At 40.1% G+C, this 17,154-nt stretch carries 12 protein-coding genes; 4 read left to right on the top strand and 8 right to left on the bottom strand.

All coding sequences use genetic code 11. The features are described 5' to 3' along the window. On the top strand, positions 1-1,152 hold the full coding sequence (locus I6J03_RS01965; RefSeq protein WP_003010868.1) for a DUF1735 and LamG domain-containing protein: 1,152 nt from the start codon (positions 1-3) through the stop codon (positions 1,150-1,152). A 27-nt stretch (positions 1,153-1,179) separates the two neighbouring features. Continuing rightward, positions 1,180-2,589, top strand: a complete 1,410-nt coding sequence (locus I6J03_RS01960) for a BT_3987 domain-containing protein (protein WP_003010870.1) — start codon at positions 1,180-1,182, stop codon at positions 2,587-2,589. A gap of 104 nt (positions 2,590-2,693) precedes the next feature. Here the strand turns inward: I6J03_RS01960 and I6J03_RS01955 are convergent, their stop codons facing one another. The 8 genes from I6J03_RS01955 to I6J03_RS01920 form a co-directional block, all read right to left on the bottom strand. Continuing rightward, complete coding sequence (locus I6J03_RS01955; protein WP_003010873.1) at positions 2,694-3,506, bottom strand: hypothetical protein; 813 nt, start codon at positions 3,504-3,506, stop codon at positions 2,694-2,696. Positions 3,507-3,727: 221 nt separating this feature from the next. Next, positions 3,728-4,741: a DUF4302 domain-containing protein gene (locus tag I6J03_RS01950; RefSeq protein WP_157600567.1), complete on the bottom strand. Its 1,014-nt coding sequence runs from the start codon at positions 4,739-4,741 to the stop codon at positions 3,728-3,730. A gap of 10 nt (positions 4,742-4,751) precedes the next feature. Then, positions 4,752-5,621, bottom strand: a complete 870-nt coding sequence (locus tag I6J03_RS01945) for a putative zinc-binding metallopeptidase (RefSeq protein ID WP_003010877.1) — start codon at positions 5,619-5,621, stop codon at positions 4,752-4,754. Positions 5,622-5,623: 2 nt separating this feature from the next. Next, positions 5,624-7,072, bottom strand: a complete 1,449-nt coding sequence (locus tag I6J03_RS01940; protein ID WP_003010878.1) for a RagB/SusD family nutrient uptake outer membrane protein — start codon at positions 7,070-7,072, stop codon at positions 5,624-5,626. 11 nt (positions 7,073-7,083) lie between these two features. Then, positions 7,084-10,638: a SusC/RagA family TonB-linked outer membrane protein gene (locus tag I6J03_RS01935; RefSeq protein WP_232279817.1), complete on the bottom strand. Its 3,555-nt coding sequence runs from the start codon at positions 10,636-10,638 to the stop codon at positions 7,084-7,086. A 277-nt stretch (positions 10,639-10,915) separates the two neighbouring features. Then, positions 10,916-12,121, bottom strand: coding sequence for a FecR family protein (locus I6J03_RS01930; protein WP_201694109.1), 1,206 nt, complete (start codon positions 12,119-12,121; stop codon positions 10,916-10,918). A gap of 89 nt (positions 12,122-12,210) precedes the next feature. Then, positions 12,211-12,804 carry an RNA polymerase sigma factor gene (locus I6J03_RS01925; RefSeq protein WP_003010886.1) on the bottom strand — a complete coding sequence of 198 codons (594 nt, stop codon included), beginning with the start codon at positions 12,802-12,804 and terminating at the stop codon, positions 12,211-12,213. A 348-nt stretch (positions 12,805-13,152) separates the two neighbouring features. Next, the gene (locus tag I6J03_RS01920; protein ID WP_003010888.1) at positions 13,153-14,199 is read right to left on the bottom strand and encodes an NAD(P)-dependent alcohol dehydrogenase; all 1,047 of its coding nucleotides are present in this window, start codon (positions 14,197-14,199) and stop codon (positions 13,153-13,155) included. Between the two features lie 232 nt (positions 14,200-14,431). On the opposite strand from I6J03_RS01920, the gene I6J03_RS01915 reads away from it, so the two are divergent. Together I6J03_RS01915 and I6J03_RS01910 are read left to right on the top strand one after the other, a co-directional pair. Beyond that, positions 14,432-15,925 carry a hypothetical protein gene (locus tag I6J03_RS01915; protein ID WP_201694108.1) on the top strand — a complete coding sequence of 498 codons (1,494 nt, stop codon included), beginning with the start codon at positions 14,432-14,434 and terminating at the stop codon, positions 15,923-15,925. Positions 15,926-16,182: 257 nt separating this feature from the next. After that, positions 16,183-16,740 carry an RNA polymerase sigma factor gene (locus I6J03_RS01910; RefSeq protein WP_003010892.1) on the top strand — a complete coding sequence of 186 codons (558 nt, stop codon included), beginning with the start codon at positions 16,183-16,185 and terminating at the stop codon, positions 16,738-16,740. Positions 16,741-17,154 lie beyond the last annotated feature (414 nt).

Raw genomic sequence — 17,154 nt, 5'->3', positions numbered from 1 at the left:
ATGAAAAGTTTATATATATACATCCAGATAACACTTCTTTCAGTACTGGCTTTCAGTATCGGTTGTAAAAATGAAGAGATCTTCTCAAATAATGTATTTAATGCTGTTCCCAAGGTTGAAAATCTTCTGATCAAATCAACATTGATATCGGATGAGCGTAAATTGCAGGCATCAATAGCCAGACCGGAGACCCGAGATGTGAACATTACTTATCATGTAGATGCATCATTGGTTGAAAAATATAATGCAGCTTACTACGATAAAGCCATTATGTTGCCAAAAGAAAATTACCGCTTGCCTCAGGCATCTGCACAGATTCCGGCCGGAAGTGTAAAATCGAATGATGTGACCATTTACTTTGATAAAATAAATGAGTTGGATCGTGATCAGATCTATGTATTACCTGTGACTATAGCCAGTGCAGATATCGATATTTTACAGAGTGCCCGCACCACCTATTATGTGTTGAAAGGAGCTGCCCTTATCAATGTCGTAGCGGATCTTGAAGAAAACTATCTTCACATAAACCAATGGGCTAATGCCGGAGTGGTTAATAATCTGTCAGAGATTACAATGGAAACATTGATCCGCGCCCGTAATTATGACAGAATGATCAGTTCGGTGATGGGTATCGAAGGTCGTTTTCTGATTCGTCTGGGAGATGCAGGTTTTCCGTCCAATCAGGTTCAGGTAGCTACCAATTCGGGAAATTTTCCCGGAGGAGATTCCAATAAAGGATTGCCTTCTAACGAATGGGTACATATCGCTGTCACGTACAGCAGGACAAGCAGGGCTATCAAAATATATGTCAATGGAAAAGTTCAATCAGAAGGGACATTATCACTGGCGCCTATCTCTTTGGGAGTGAACGGACAGGATGGATTCTATATAGGACGGTCATATGCTGATGACCGGTTTTTTGCGGGTGAATTTGCGGAATGCAGAATATGGAATGTCGTCCGTACAGAAGAGGAAATTGCCGGTAATCCATATGAGGTGGATCCCAAAAGCACGGGCCTGGTAGCCTATTGGAAATGTAATGAAGGTGCAGGAAATACAGTGCAGGATTATACAGGAAATGGTAATAATCTGACCGCAAAAGCAGGTAAAGATATCAAATGGACTCCCGTATCCCTGCCGGCAAAAAAATAGAATAGTTAATCTAAAAATTGTAATGTAATGAACAATCACAGCTATAATAAAATCTGTCTTTTTGTGATCTTAGCTCTGATCACTATAGGAGGGATGACTTCCTGTAAAGAGGACCTTGTCAAAGTGGCGACAATTGATGAAGCAGGATTCCAGAGTAGTAAAGATGCTTTAGCATTTATTACTAACGGGGAAGGAAAAATAAATACTGGTAATCTCGAATTCCGGAACAGCGGAACGACAACACTTCAACTGAATCTTTCCAAAGCCGCTCCTGACGTTGTCAATGCCTCTCTTGCGTATAATGAAGCCGTATTGGATAATTATAACAAACAGAATGGAACAACTTATACCTTATTTCCGAAAGAGTTGTTGACACTCAGTAATAACGGACTGTTACAAGTCGCAAAGGGTGAAAATAAATCTACACAAATAGAAGTACAGGTTAAGACTGCAACGTCTCTGAGCACTGATGTTTCTTATGTCATTCCGGTACGTACAACTATCAGTTCAGGTAATGCGCTACTTTCAGCACGAGAGTCAGACTATCTTATTTTTGTAAAGGATCTTTCAAAGATTCCTACTGCTGCCAAATCTACCGGAATAGAAATTATCAGTTGTATGGAAGTCAATGACACCAATCCTTTAAATAATCTGAGTTTTACATTAAAAGGTAGTGGTAAGCCATTGATAGATATGGTTATTCTTTTTTCATCTAATATTAATTATAATGAGGAAACGGGTAAAGTGTATGTATATCATAATCCCAATGTACAGCATCTGTTGGATAATCGTATGAAATATCTTAAACCATTGAAAGATCGGGGTATTAAAGTCGTACTCAGTATACTGGGGAATCATGACCGTGCGGGAGTCGCTAATTTATCCGATAATACAGCTCGTGAATTTGCCAAAGAGCTTAAAGCTGTATGTGATGCTTATGATCTGGATGGAGTATTTTTTGATGATGAATATTCTAAAGAAATATACCCTCCGCCTCCCGGTTTTGTGTATCCATCTTCTGATGCAGCAGCCAGACTTTTTTATGAGACAAAAAAGGTAATGCCGAATAAATTTACGCTAGCTTATGTATACAGTTCAACGCGCTCTTTTAATGCTGTGGACGGGGTACAGCCGGGCCAGTTTGTAGATTATGGCCTTCATGATTACGGAGGATCATACGATCTTTCCGGAAATTATCCCGGAATGTCTAAGAAAGGAATGGCGCTGTATTCGCAAGAATTTGCGAGAGGTTATTACACAACTGCAGCTAATCTGAAAAGGTTGCGCGACGGAGGTTATGGCGCACATATGATCTTCGCGATGGATCCGAATCGAAGTAATTTTTTAAGACAGCAAAGGCAAATGAGTGATATTGCAAAAACATTGTTTGACGATGAACTTGTCTTTGATGGTAAGATATATAAAAAGGATTGGTAAGGGTTAAATTCTTTAATCCGATCCGATTTTAATGCTTTCTTGGATATATTGTTTTATTGTTTAGTTAGTTAGGCTCAACCCGAAAGGGTTGAGTTTTTTTGCTTTTACAGCTTTTCGTATTGTTTACGTATCATGTGATAATATTTGCTGTTCCGTGCATTTTCTGCCAGCTGATCAAAGCTCGATTTATACGCTGCAAAATCTCTGTAAAGGTATAGCTCATGGAAGACAAAAAAGGTAGTTACAGGATTTTCGTTGTTTTGCTGTATCATTTGTTTCAGATTACGTTCCATTTCCGCACTGTTATCACCGGCCTGGCTCTGTGCCTGTATCTGTTTATTCAGCTCTCCGGCCTGTATATAGTCTGCATTATTTACCGCTTCAGCCATTTTATTCTGCAAGGAATCTACGTGGTTTTTTTTAGCCTGCTTATCGTTTTCATAGATCTGCCAATACTTCTCAGACAGCGCACAATCTTTACAATCGTTGGGCAGGAGGGACAGGGTAGGCTGTTCAGTCAATTCTATCTTTTCTCTGTCGAGTGTAGGTTGAAGATTCACTTTATAAGTACTCTCCTGATCCGGATTCAGATATAGATTTTTGGTTAGTATAAATTGTTCATTCAGATCTTGTTTATTCCGGCTGGACCGGTACATATGATGAGGGATATATATTCTTTTCCAGGAAATGCTTAATACATACATATCTGTCGGTAAGGAGTCGAGCACCCATTCACCTGTCAGATTGGTAAAAGAAGTACTGCGCAGCTTTTCTCCGCTGATGTAGTGATAGATGTCTACTGTGCAGGAATCTATTAGCGGGCTATCAAATACTAAAGTCACTTTCTGGCTATCCTGTTTGCAGCTCAGAAATGTACAGAACAACAGGAGTATGCCGGCGGATGTTAATTTTTTCATATTGGTGAAATCAGCTTTTTTCTACAGGATCTTTATAAGTAAAGAGGGTGTTTGAAAAGGCATGATACTAGATCTGATTTGCCAGAAAAAATGAATTTACAATCTTAGTTATAGTACTTTAAGAATGGTTCAATTCTGTTTTTTCAGATTTGCAAAGACCGCGGCATACTTCTTCAAGACACCCTCCCTGAGGTTAATAATCTGAGGTTACAATATTTTTATTACCGAAGGGTATAAGTAGCTGTGACCGCTTCATTCCCTTTCTGATCATACGCAACAAAATCTATGTCTACATTTGTTCCGTTTTTTCTGACTTCTTTTGCAATCAGATAATGCGTTTTGATTTTATCTTTGAAGGCTATGACATTCTGATTTGTATTTGCATTGTATGTAAACGGATAAAACGAAAATGCATTCTGTCCAAACATACAGGTGAATCTCAGTAAAGTTGTATTTGCTGACCCGGGTATCTTCTCATAATAATCCACCAAAGGAGTATACATCGGTAAAAATCCTTTCGCTGAAATATTGGTTACAAAAGGATCTCTTGCCTGATAAGCAACAACCTGTGCATCAGGCCACACGCCTATACGGAATAAAAACGTTTTGCCTGGCGAGCCGTCTGCATATTTGACTACCAGATCACCGTCTCTGTTGACCAATCCGGTACGGCCGGTTGCTGTGGTGAGATCAAAATAACGATCAGCATCCGCCCAGGTCCAGTTGTCAGGTCTTTTAAACATTTTGTAAATCACGCCTCCTTCTTTGGTATAGACACGTCCGCTGCGGTATCCCCGGATCTCAAGTGTATCGGCCGATACTTTCACGACATTGTACACATGATCTGTAATGTCGGAGGCCATTGCTCCGATACGGAAGAATGAAGTCATTACCGATCCGGTCGTAAACGTAATCTGCGGACTGCCGATACCTGCCGAAATATTAAAGTATGAATCAGCAGGATCCGTATATCCGTATACCGTAGTGATATTCACTTTATTGGTTACCGTATCAAACTTGAGGACGACCGGTGAATAGACATTGTTACTCAGGCTCGACTTGACCATCATGACCCATCCGTTTTTGGAATTCTGGATCGTCTGTTTAAATTCCTGTGTCAGTCTGGCTGTTCTTTCCGGATTATCATCAAAGTAGGAGTTTGTAATCGTATCCTTCTCACAAGAGGAGAGCAATCCGATAACTGCCAGACCCATTATATATAATTTCTTAATCATAACGTTCATATTAATAGTTAACTTGATATACGAGTGAGTCTAATATAGGTTGCAGTTCATGCAGATCTATTCCCATATCCAGGTACTTCTGGTAAACCATTTTATATTTGGTTTCCAGCTTAGGGTTTTTACTTACGATAGTCTGAATCTCACTTTTAGGTTTTAGTGTAAGATTCTCCACCGTAGTTGCAAAATCTTCTTCCGGTGCATATCCACCATATGGGGTGAAGAAACCATCCAGATTGGCTTGTGCTGTACTACGGCTTCCGTAGGTAAGTCCATAGTATTCGCCTTGAGAGATACGATCATAGATGTAGCCGCGGCCTACCTTGTGATCGATCTGGTGTGCATGTTCATGAAATAAAGTGGAGATATGTGATCTTAACCAGCTTTTGTTGGTCTTGCTGAAATTGTTAACCCCACCCATACCTAATCTGTAAAACTGTCCGTTAAGACCTGCTCCTGCAGCTGTACCCGTCGAAGTAATATCATTGAAGTGTACAAACCCTCCTACAATGATAAATTCTATAGGTGTCTCTCCGTTAAAGAATTTTGGAAAACGCTCTTTAAGTGTTTTCAGCCATATTTTGTTGAGCATCACTTTTGTGTATTCCAGCGCGAGGTCATATCGTGCCGGCACGAAGAATGTACTTCCCGTGATGGTACGTGGCGAAAATTCGTAAATAATCTCTACACCATATGCTTTCTGGATTGAATCTGCCAGATAATCCAGCTCATTCCATGCAGATTTCGGTTTTTTCTCTTTTTTTGTAAAATAATCAGTCGTTTCGTCGATCTGATCTATTTTGGTACTGTCTTTAGCGCAACCTGCAAAGGTTAGCAAGGCAAACAGTACCAGCAGTGTTATCGTATTTTTCATAATTATCTCGGATTTAATTGATTTTCTAATGAAGGATTACCCACACGCGCATTTATAGGGATCTGTATAGCCGTTCTTTTGTCATTAGGTTCAAGTACGACATCCGGTGTGGCTGATGTCCTGACCAGACGATGTTCTATACGCAGACCCAAACGTTTGATATCATACCATCTGAAACCCTGTCCGATTAGCTCCATGCGTCTTTCTTTCAATACAGTTGCCAGAGCATTATCGGTAGTCGATGGAGTTGGCAAAGCCGTATAAGGTGTGATTCTCTCCTTACGGATGGCTTCGATATCCTGCATCGCTTTTGTGATATTAGGGCTCGCTATTTTGAGATAAGCCTCAGCTCTGTTTAGCAAAACTTCTTCCATCGTAAAGCAATCGTATCTTGAAGCTGCTGCATTCGGGTTATTGGGTTGATTGGCATACTTGACGACCAATGCCACACTGTCTATAACGGTACCTCCTGAACTGAAGGACTGGAACCGAAGATCCGAATTTGGCGTGCTGTAGAAGATTTCATGTGCGAGGTAAAATCCACACAGACGATACCCGATAGGACGACACAGAAACTGGCTGCTCTGTGCAGTCAGCAACAGGTTAGGGTGAATGCTGGGATTCATAATCTCCTGTGCCCAGTACTGCTCACTTGTGGTTCTTTTGCGGTTTACGTCATCACTCATCTTGCGTACAATTACACCTTTTTCAGCTACAGCGAGGTCGCTGTATTTGATGACATCATCCCAATTACCTTTGTATAGACTGACTCTGGAAAAGAATGCGTATATGCTGGCCATCGAGAAACGATAGGGTGTGTTCGGCATAAATTCGCGTCCTTCTTTCAGTAAAGCAAGGCCTTCATTCATGTCTTTTTCAATCTGATCGTACACTTGTTTGACTGTCGCGCGGTCAAACAGAGGCCGATTAGCTTTAGGTACTTCCAATACCAGCGGTACACCCAGATCTGTGGCTGAGGTCGCCGTATTGTAATGCATGCCAAAGAGATTTACTAATGAAAAATAGGCATAGGACCGGATCATCAAAGCTTCTCCCTTGATAGCTTTCTTTTGTGTCTCGTCTCCGGATGCTTTAGCTAATTCTTCTATGACCGAGTTCGCATCGTATATCTTTTTGTAATAATGTGCATAAGCAGCTCCCGGCGATGCAATATTTGTCTCCTCATATTCATCTTTCCAGAGATACAGCGGGATATAGCGTGCTCCCATATTTGCCTGCATTGTATTGGCATAGTGGTGGTAATTGTCAGTTAATATTTCTGTGAACATATCCTGACGTTCGGGATATGCATTCACCAGTACATCTTCGAGGATATCGAGCCCTTGTGTCAGGTCGAGCCTGTTGTCGTAAGGCTCATCCAGGAATTTTGAACATGAAGTAGAAAATCCTGCGGAGATTACTGTTAGTAAAAGTATGATATAAGCTCTCATAGTTTGTTCAATTAAAAACCTACGGTTAATCTTAGTGAGTATGATCTTGGATTAGGCAGAGATGTACCTCCTGTTAATAAAAGTTCAGGATCCACACCTCTCAGTTTGTCACTGGCTTTGTAATACAGATTATTTCCTGAAAGAATGATACGTGCATTTTTCACAAAAGGATATTTCTTGTTGATCAGACGGCCCAATTCGTACGAAACCATTACTTCATTAAGACGGATTACACTTGCATCTGCAACCCTGAAATTACTTCTGTTGTATGCTACTTCATCAATATTGGACACTGTACCGAGGTAGGTCCGCTGTATGGTACTCAACAGTCCGGGTACATTGGTGTAGTTTTCATCTCCGATAGTCTGCCAGCGATAATTAAGATCGGCAGATTTGGAACCGCTGTCATCATAAGAGCGTGCGGCAATAGGAGACATAAAGACCTTGTGGCCGTAAGCATAGGTAATAAATATGCGGAATTCAAATCCCTTATACTGTACTGAGTTAGAAAGTGATCCCGTGCCCAGTGGTTGTCTTGTACCCATATATTCAATCAGCGAACGATCTTTTTCACTGGCAATAATACCGGTTACACGCTGATCGCCTTTCCAGAAAGTAGGACGTCCATCTTCATTCAGTCCTGCAAAGCGGAAAGCATACAGACCTTCATACGGCTTGCCGTTAAGCGGGTAGCCGTTAGAGCGGGTGATCTGTGTCAATAATGAAGACTCCAGTTCTCCTCCGATGACATTATTCTTTACATAGCCATATATAAAGTTGGCATCCCATTTCAGATCTTCTTTATTCAGGATATTTTTGATTCCGATAGTCAAATCCACTCCGCGATTGGTCATGCTGGCGAAATTGACTGTTTTTGTTTCGAATCCTTCTTCCTGCGCCACGTTGATCGTTGCAATCAGATCTTTGTTTTTACGGTCATAATATTCCCCGACAAAAGTCAGTTTATCAAATAAACCAAATTCTAAACCCACGTTTTTGATATAATCTTTCTCCCAGTTAAGGTTGTATAATTCTGGTGAAGATACATTCACACCGATATCACTGTTTTGAGCATCCAGTCTGGTTTTGTTGATGAATGCTGCACTTCTCAATGGAGAGGATTGGTAAGCATTACCGCGTAATGCATAACTACCACGTAACTTTAAATAATCTACAGTCTCGCTGATTGCTCCTTTTTTGAAGAAATCTTCACGATCAATATTCCATGAAACACCCACACTGTAGTTTGGTAAAAATTTGGATCGTGTCATACGGCCAAACATATTGCTGGCATCCATACGTCCTCCGGCTTCTATATTATATCTTTCCAGAAATGAATATTGTACGTTGGCGTAATAGCCTGTTCTGTTTTCGTTTTCGAAAGACTCGATGTAGACACGGTCGTCTGTATTTACAGAATGGATCATGGCCAGTTTGCTTGGTGAGATAATCTTGCCTCCATAGTACAGATAGCCTATTCCTTTGGTATACTGACGGTCTATACGGTCACTGCTGATCTCCATACCTGCCAATGCATCCACAGCATGTTTGGACCATTTCTTATTGAAGTTCAACTGATTTCTGATGTAAAGATTTTTACCCCAGTTGGAGCGTGCATACAGAAAGCCTCCGCGTGGCAGGATAGTCTCTTTGTATCCGTTAGGATCTGCAGGATCCTGATACAGCAGGGTGTTCTGTCCACGTAATACATCATTATAATCGACACGGTAAGCATTTGCCACATTAGATCTTTCTGTTACCGTATGGTCATAGCTGTTGTTTGTTTTTCGCAATGATAGTGTAAGGTCATAGCGTAATGCTTTGGTGATCTGATAAGATGGTCTGATATTCAGTTTGATATCCTGAGACTTGACTTGTGTGAAGTTTTCTTTTAACTCTTCAATAATATTGAAAGGAGCCAGATTTTCAGTGTAATACTTGTATGATCCGTCCTCGTTGTACGGATACATGGTACGGCTGGTATTCATCGCGTACAGGAACGGGTTGATCTCAAATTGTCTGGAGATATCCGAATATGTAGTTGTACTGTTGTATGTTCCGGGCGTGAACTGATCACGGTAAGACCAGTTGAGGTTGACATCGAGTTTCAGTTTGCTTGTGATGTTAAATACATTACGTGCATCTACAGTAAAACGATCCATATTATAGCCGATGGCCTGTCCGTCATCATGTGCATAACTACCAGACAGGTAATAGGTATTCTTATCAGATCCTCCGTTGAAAGAAAGCGAGTGTTCCTGTACCACATTATTCCGGAATAACACATCAAACCAATCTGTATTGGCCATAGTTGATTTATTCAATTCCGCATAGGCCTGATCCAGGTTGATATTTCTAAGCGCCAGTTGTTTGTATGTCTCTGTATAAGCTCCTGTATAGGTAGGCCAGTTGGCATTGGACAGATATCCCATATCATACATCTGCTTGTACAATCCCATTTCTTCCTGTGAATTCATCAGGTTGAAATTTTTGATATTGGGTTTGATACCCAGCGATAGTGCTGTAGAAAAGTTGATGTTTCGCTGATTGTATGCCCCTGATTTGGTGGTAATGGAGATAACCCCGTTTGCAGCTCTTGTACCGTACAAAGCCGTTGCTGCCCCATCTTTCAGGATCACGATATCTTCTATATCCTGCGCATTCAGTCCTGCAATTGCGGATCCTAATACTGAAGCCGGATCTCCTGAGTACAACTGGCTGACAGCTACATTGGAAGGGGAGGTGATCGGTACCCCGTTTATGACATAAAGCGGTTCCTGATTGGCACTGATAGATGAATTACCACGAATCCTGATTTTAGGTGTAGACCCGAATGTTCCTGAAGTATTCTGTACACTTACACCTGCTGCTGCTCCCTGCAACATTCTGGAAACGTCAATGGCACCGGAGCGGTCAATCACATTTTTGTCAACCTGACTCACCGAACCCGTAAACTTGCGTTTATCCAGTTTCTGGAATCCTGTAACAACGACTTCATCCATACCTATGTCCGAGGGAGTAAGAGAAACATTGAGTACATTGTCTGTGGCCTTACGGCGTATGGTTCCGAATCCCAACAGATTGAATTGTAGCGTAGCATTGTTATTTCTCAAGGTTAACCTGTATGCTCCATCATTGTTGGTCGCTGTAGAATTGTTGGTTTCCAATTCGGTTACCGTCACGCCGGAAAGAGGTTGCCCTCTCTGATCTACGACTCTTCCTGTGATCACCTTTTGCTGCACCATCGTGTTGGGACTGGTGATCGCTACCGATTCTTTAGCTTTTACCGTTATGATTTTGTCCGTAATCACAAAATCAAAAGGTTGATTCTGAAAAATCAGAGTCAGTGCATCGTTTATATTCTCATTGGCGACAGCTACGGATACTGGTTTGGAGATCTTTACGAAATGGGAGTTAAACAGGAAGTTATACCCACTTTGCCGCTGGATCTCTTTCAGTACATTAATAAGTTGCTCATTCCTTACTTTTAGATTGATGTTCTGCCCGAAGGTATGGGCATTTACATGAAACATGAAGGCGAACAATAGCAATGGAATTAGTTTCATGGCTAGAATAACGCTTTTGGAAATTCTGCATTCATGTATCCGGTTTTTCACAACTATGCAAAACCTGGATATAAATGCATATACTTTTTCTTTCATAAGATTTGGTTGCGTACAGATACGGCGTACTACAGCAGTTTGGTCAACTCACTGATTTACGTATATTTGTACAGGTTGGTTTAAAAAATAGTTTGTTACTTTCTTAGGCCAATTAGGTATATATGACCGCATATGACTGGGGATGGTGCGAACATCTCCAGTTTTTTTTATCTCTTTAGGTCTAGTGTTTAACCATTATCCTCCTTTCCTCGATTTTAAATTTGTAACTCGTATTCATTTGTATGACATCCAGCAGATCTGATAACATCACATCTCTGGAAATAGAACCGGACAAGGGCTCGTCTTTGAAATTCTTGTCAGCAAACACAAACTCTACATTGTACCATCGTTCTATTTCTGCGATTACAGAGAGGAGAGAGGTATTGTTAAAGACAAATTTGCCGTCTTTCCAGGCGCTGATCTCTTCTACATTGACATGACGGACGGTAATCATATCTTTGGCAAGTGCCTGCTCACCCGGATGCAGGATCATACTCGTCTTGTTGGGTAGTGTGACGCTGACTTTTCCCTCTACCAATGTGGTTTTGACTCCTTTTTTTGCATCGTAGGTGTTGATATTGAATGTTGTTCCGAGTACTTCCACGTCCTGTCCTTCTGTGTGCACAATAAAAGGTTGAGCCGAATTTTTGACGACTTCAAAAAATCCTTCCCCGACTAACGTTACTTCCCTTTTGTCGCCGCGGAATGTGACCGGATACCGGATGGAAGACATGGCGTTGAGGTGCACTTTGGATCCGTCAGGCAGAACAACCATTGTATAAGCCGCTTTAGGTGTTTCGATAATATTGGTTTTGGTTTCTATCTCGTGTTGGTTGTCGTATTCATACGATATCTGACCATCTTTGCTTTTTACAATGCGGAATCCTTTCTCTTCATAGATAACACCTGTTACAGCGGTATCGAGATTTATTTTTTTGCCATTTTCAAAAGTCAATGTAGCAGCAGATACAGCGGGATGCACATCATTGGATCTCTGTACAAGTCCGGGATGGATGTCGGCCTTTTCAGACCGGTTTAAAAAGAAGAGTCCGCAAACAAGGAGTATGCTGGCAGCTGCAGCGATCCAGCTCCATGTACGAAATACACCTGTTGATGGTTTGTCGGAGCCGGAGGAAATGCTGGCGACAGATTTATCCGCTATAGTAGAATTGATCTTGCTGTAAATCCGGAGTAGTCTCTGGTCAATCAGTTCATCTGCCAGGTCTGGATCCGCATCGACAGAACCAAGCTCCTGCTGTACAATTTTTTTTAGTTCATCATTGCTAAGCTCAGAGAGTTGGAGAAATAAGATTTCATATTCCTCTTTATCTATCCTTTTTGTAAGATATTTTTTTAGTAATAGGCTTAGCTCAGTTGTATTTTTCATGAATTGTCGGCTTTTGGACGCGGTTCTGATATGAATACGTTCAAAAACAAAAAACTCACTATTCGAAAAGTGAAAAAAAGTGAAAAAAATTAAAAATCTTTGAAAATCATTAAAATCAGGGCTGATTTTAACGTGTTCTCGTGTTCTATAGCATATTTTTTAAGAAATTTCATAGCGATTACGAGCTGATTGCTGATCGTTGAATACGAAATATTCAATTCTTCACTGACTTCCTTATATGATCTGCCCTCTATCTTGCATAATCGAAAAATCAGCTTTCGCTGCGGAGGCATTTGTTCAATCGCCTGCTCCAGAATATTCAGATTTTCCTTGTAGATATAGTCTTCATCCGGAGAAGTGCTGTACTCCATAAAATTGTCCCACAGTTCCTTCTGTAACTTTTTGTCCCGTGTTAATTTTCTGAATACATCTATGGCCATATGATCTGCCATACGGAGAATATAGGCCGAGAAAGGTTTGTCTGCATCTATGGTTTCGCGCATATCCCAGATTTTGATAAAGAGACTCTGAAGAATTTCATCTGCCGTTTCCGGATCTTTGAGTAGGAAAAGAAGTCGCTTGTAGATGATTTTCGAATATCGTTTGTAGATATGTTCAAATGCTTGCGCACTTCCTCCTGAAAACTGGAGAATGATTTCTTTATTTAAATCTGTTGCAGTCATTTGACAAAAACGGGTATAGTATTTTTTAGTGTCAGGTTAATTATCGGATGTAAGCTTTTATAAAACTGAAATCATACAGTCAGTTATAAGACATCGGATATACAAACATTAGTAAAGGTCATAACAGGCCTGTAAATTTTTGCTTATACCGTAAATATAAACCTTTTTGAGCATATCTGTATAGTATCTGGTTCAATGAAGCATAAAAAAATAAGGAAGAGAGCCGGAATGCTGTAATTAAAGAGAAGAGTGGGGAGAACCTGTGTTACTCAAAAGTTGAAATTTATCTTTCAGGTAACAAGTAAAACAGCTACCCGGCAGGATAGCTGTTTACATTTTTGCAAGGGATTATAAAGTCGCCATGTCAATAACAAAACGATACCTTACATCTCCTTTGATCATGCGGTCATAAGCTGTCTGAATATCTTTGATATCAATAAGTTCGATATCCGATACAATCTGATGTTCTGCGCAAAAATCTAACATTTCCTGAGTTTCAGCAATGCCTCCGATTCCTGATCCGGCAACGCTTTTGCGGCCGTCTATAAATGCGAAAGCCGGTATTTTGTGCGCCTCAGGTGGTACACCAACGATGATATGCACACCATTTGTTCTCAAAAGAGACATATACATGGCCATATCATGTTCGGCACTAACAGTATCCAGGATAAAATCAAATGAATTTTTTGCCTTTGCCACTTGTTCCGGATCCGTAGTGACTACGAAATGATGTGCTCCCAATTTGCGGGCATCGGCTTCTTTATTCGGAGAAGTACTGAGTACCGTTACTTCAGCGCCGAATGCGACTCCAAATTTAACTGCCATATGTCCCAGTCCACCCAGTCCTAATACAGCCAGCTTGTGTCCTTTGCCTACTTTCCAATGTCTTAACGGAGAATAGGTGGTAATGCCAGCGCACAATAAAGGTGCTGTAGCAGCAAGAGAAAGTGATGCAGGGACATGTAATACGAAGTCCTCATTGACAACTATTGTATTGGAATACCCACCATAAGTAGGGGCTCCGTCCGTATACTTGTTGATACCGTTATAAGTCTGGATATTTCCGTTGTCACAATACTGCTCCAGTCCTTCCTGACAGTTGGGGCAGGTTCTGCAGGAATCAACCATACATCCTGTTCCGGCCAGATCACCTACTTTGAAACGGGTCACATGCTCACCTACTTTGATGACTTTACCTACAATTTCGTGTCCCGGAACCATGGGGAATATTCCCGGAAACCAATCGTTGCGTATCTGATGAAGATCTGAATGACAGACGCCACAGTACTGAATGTCAAATTGTACATCATGCGGACCTACTTCACGACGCTCAAATTCCCATTCGGCCAAATCCGAAGTCGGAGTTTGTGCTGCGTATCCTTTTGTTGTAATCATAAGTATATTGTTTGTTTTTTTAAAGCTAACATGAATGTACAGCTTTTGTTTTATGCAGGAAGATATGTTTGTGTTTATTTTTTGTAATAAAATTGTGTGTCAGATCCGGAATGTTTTCTGATGTCTTTAAAGTAATTGTAGGAGTTAGGCTACAGTTTAAATTTTTGCTAAATAAACAGTTTGTTGTTGTGTTTTCTGATTTATATTTTCGTTTGAAATATATTAATCTGCAATGAATAGTAAAAGAATTTCAGTTTTATTTGGTTTGGGCTTTATGCTCTGTTCAGCTTTCGTTTTCGGGCAGGAGATTCCAAAAGAATATCATAAAAAATATGACGGTAAGAAGGTACAGCAGTTTCTTTTGCTTTCTTCTAAAAAGGATAATAGTGATAAGATCATTTTAAATGCTGCCGGAGAAAAAATTGCTTCTTTTAATGAGAAGAAACCTTTAATTTTTATGTCAGATAAAGGAGTGGCTTATGTTGCTAACAATGTGAAAGGTGCAAATGACGGAGGAGGATTTGTATCCGATGAATATCAGGATATTGATATACTGGATTTGAGTACGAATACAAGTAAGAAGGCGGACTTTACAATCCCTGTATTTCCTTACGACGATAAAGAACTGATTTTGTTCAAAAAGGGGGGACGATATGGAGCGATGAACAAATCTGAGGCCGTCGTTGTAGAACCTGTTCTTAAAAATATTATTCCAGTATCTTCTTCCGGAGCTTCTTACCTGATGGTAGCGGATAATGAGTACTATCTGGTGGACAATTATGGCAAGAATATTTTGGATAAAAAATTTGTGTACAGTACGCAGCATATCAATACGGACTGGATTAGAGGGGATAAAATATTAGCCTCTGCAGACGGGCATGGGTTCGGGCTTTATGATTATGTCACTAAGCAGCAGATCGTGCCTTATGAATATACTGTAGTGGATCATTTGAAGGGTAATCTGTATCTGGTAAAGAAAAATGAACTGGCGGGTGTATATGATTCCGATGCGAGGGCTTTGGTTTTGCCTTTTGAAGCAGGGGTGAATTATGTGCAGTCTGTCATAAAGGATCCGAAAAGCTCTTCTTTGTATTTTGTGGTGTCTGTGGACCGTGATGGTAAGAATCTGATTAATATTATACATAACGGAAAACTTCTGGTAGATGAAAAACATCAGTTAGAAAATATGAGTAGTAATCCCGAATTTCCATTTGTAGATGGAAAAAATACGAAGGGTGAGCATTATATCTTTGACCTGAGCCAGCCTAAAATGCTGATGAACGGATTGCCATCTATTAAGCGGATGACACGCATTGAATATCTGGATCAAAAACCGGGATTTGTTCGTGTTGTTTCGGAGGTCGATCCTAATGTAACCGGTGGAGATAACCGAGACTGGGTGATGTTGTTAGATGTAAGTGGCAGAGTGTTGTCTGGTTACCGTCCGGCACAGGATTTTCGCCGCTTTGATCTCGAAGGGGGTAAACCTATTATATTAGCAGCCTACAACAAATCAAATGTATATATTGTCAATGTAATGTTTGGCGCTGATCAACCGATCCTTGAAAACTTAAAGTTGAATATTATCAATGCTAAAGTTGTAGAAAATAAGATAAAGATACAGCTTCCGGGAGATATCAGCAATGTATTGCCCTCCGGTCAATCGGTACTCGGTGGTGCGATTCTGATAGATAATTCCGGCAAAGTAGAATATGTCAGACCTTAACCTTGCTAGTAGTACAGCGGATATGCGTATCCGCTGACATTTGATTAGTCACTTACTTTATTTACGGATTCATTTGGGATATTATAAGAGATAGTACTATCTTTAGTACAGCATTTTATAAACCTGGCTGATTTTGATCAAATACTTTGGGCTTTATCCTTATTTTACACATATTTAAAATAAAAGATATACAGGCTTAACATCATTTGTTCAAATTAGCGACTTAATTCAACCCATGAAATCCCAACAGCGAAGTAATGTCCTGGTCTAATTTTATACATGGTGATGCAAAGGCATTTGAATCTATCTATCAGCAATATATAGATGATCTGTTTGCGTTTGGTCTCAAGTTTCATGCAGATCGGGAAACTGTGCTGGACTGTATACACGACTTATTTCTGGATCTATATAACAATCCGCGTATTGCGAAGGATGTAGAAGTTAAGTATTACCTGTTCTCAGCTTTGAGAAGAAGAATTCTCAAACGTAAGAAAGCAGATGTGTACGAACCGCTGGAGAGTCTTCCGGAAAATGTATGGGCAATAGGTTCACATGAACTGGATCTTATTCTGAAGGAAAACCAGGATATCAACGTACAGAAAGTCAAGCAGGAGATAGATAAGCTGCCCAAACGGCAGAAAGAGGTGTTGTATCTTAAGTACTATATGGAATTTTCCTATGAGGAGATTGCCAGCATTATGAATGTCAGTGTGGAATCCTGTCGTACATTATCTTACCGGGCATTCCGGGTGCTCAAATCTCATATGGGGCCTTTGGAATATATGTCAGCCCTGATTTATATTTTTTTAAAATAGATTTTCGGAAACTGAATATTACTACAACACAAATTTATATCAAAATAATCAATGGTAAAGTTGGTAATATTGTAAATTAAATAAGGTATCGCATAAATTTAAAAGTATGGAGAAAGCCCTTGCTGCACAATTATAAGTTCAATACTGTAAGAGAAACTCATACTATAGGCATATGCTATTTTTTGTACTTTAGCTATTTATAAAAGTTAAACCTGAAATCAGTTGCACAACATCAAGCATATTTGGTATTATTGGCAAAATTTTATGAGGGTTATAAACAAGGTAGTGACCATTTTGTAAAGAAATTACCTGAAAAGATGAAATTGATTGATTATAAAAATAATGAAAAATAAGATAGGGTTTAACCTGGTTTTCGCATTAATTGCTTTTCCGATTGGATTAGCATTACTTCGT

This window comes from Sphingobacterium spiritivorum (assembly GCF_016724845.1).
GTDB classification, from domain to species: Bacteria; Bacteroidota; Bacteroidia; order Sphingobacteriales; family Sphingobacteriaceae; genus Sphingobacterium; species Sphingobacterium spiritivorum_A.
This window is presented reverse-complemented; position numbering and strand designations above follow the sequence as displayed.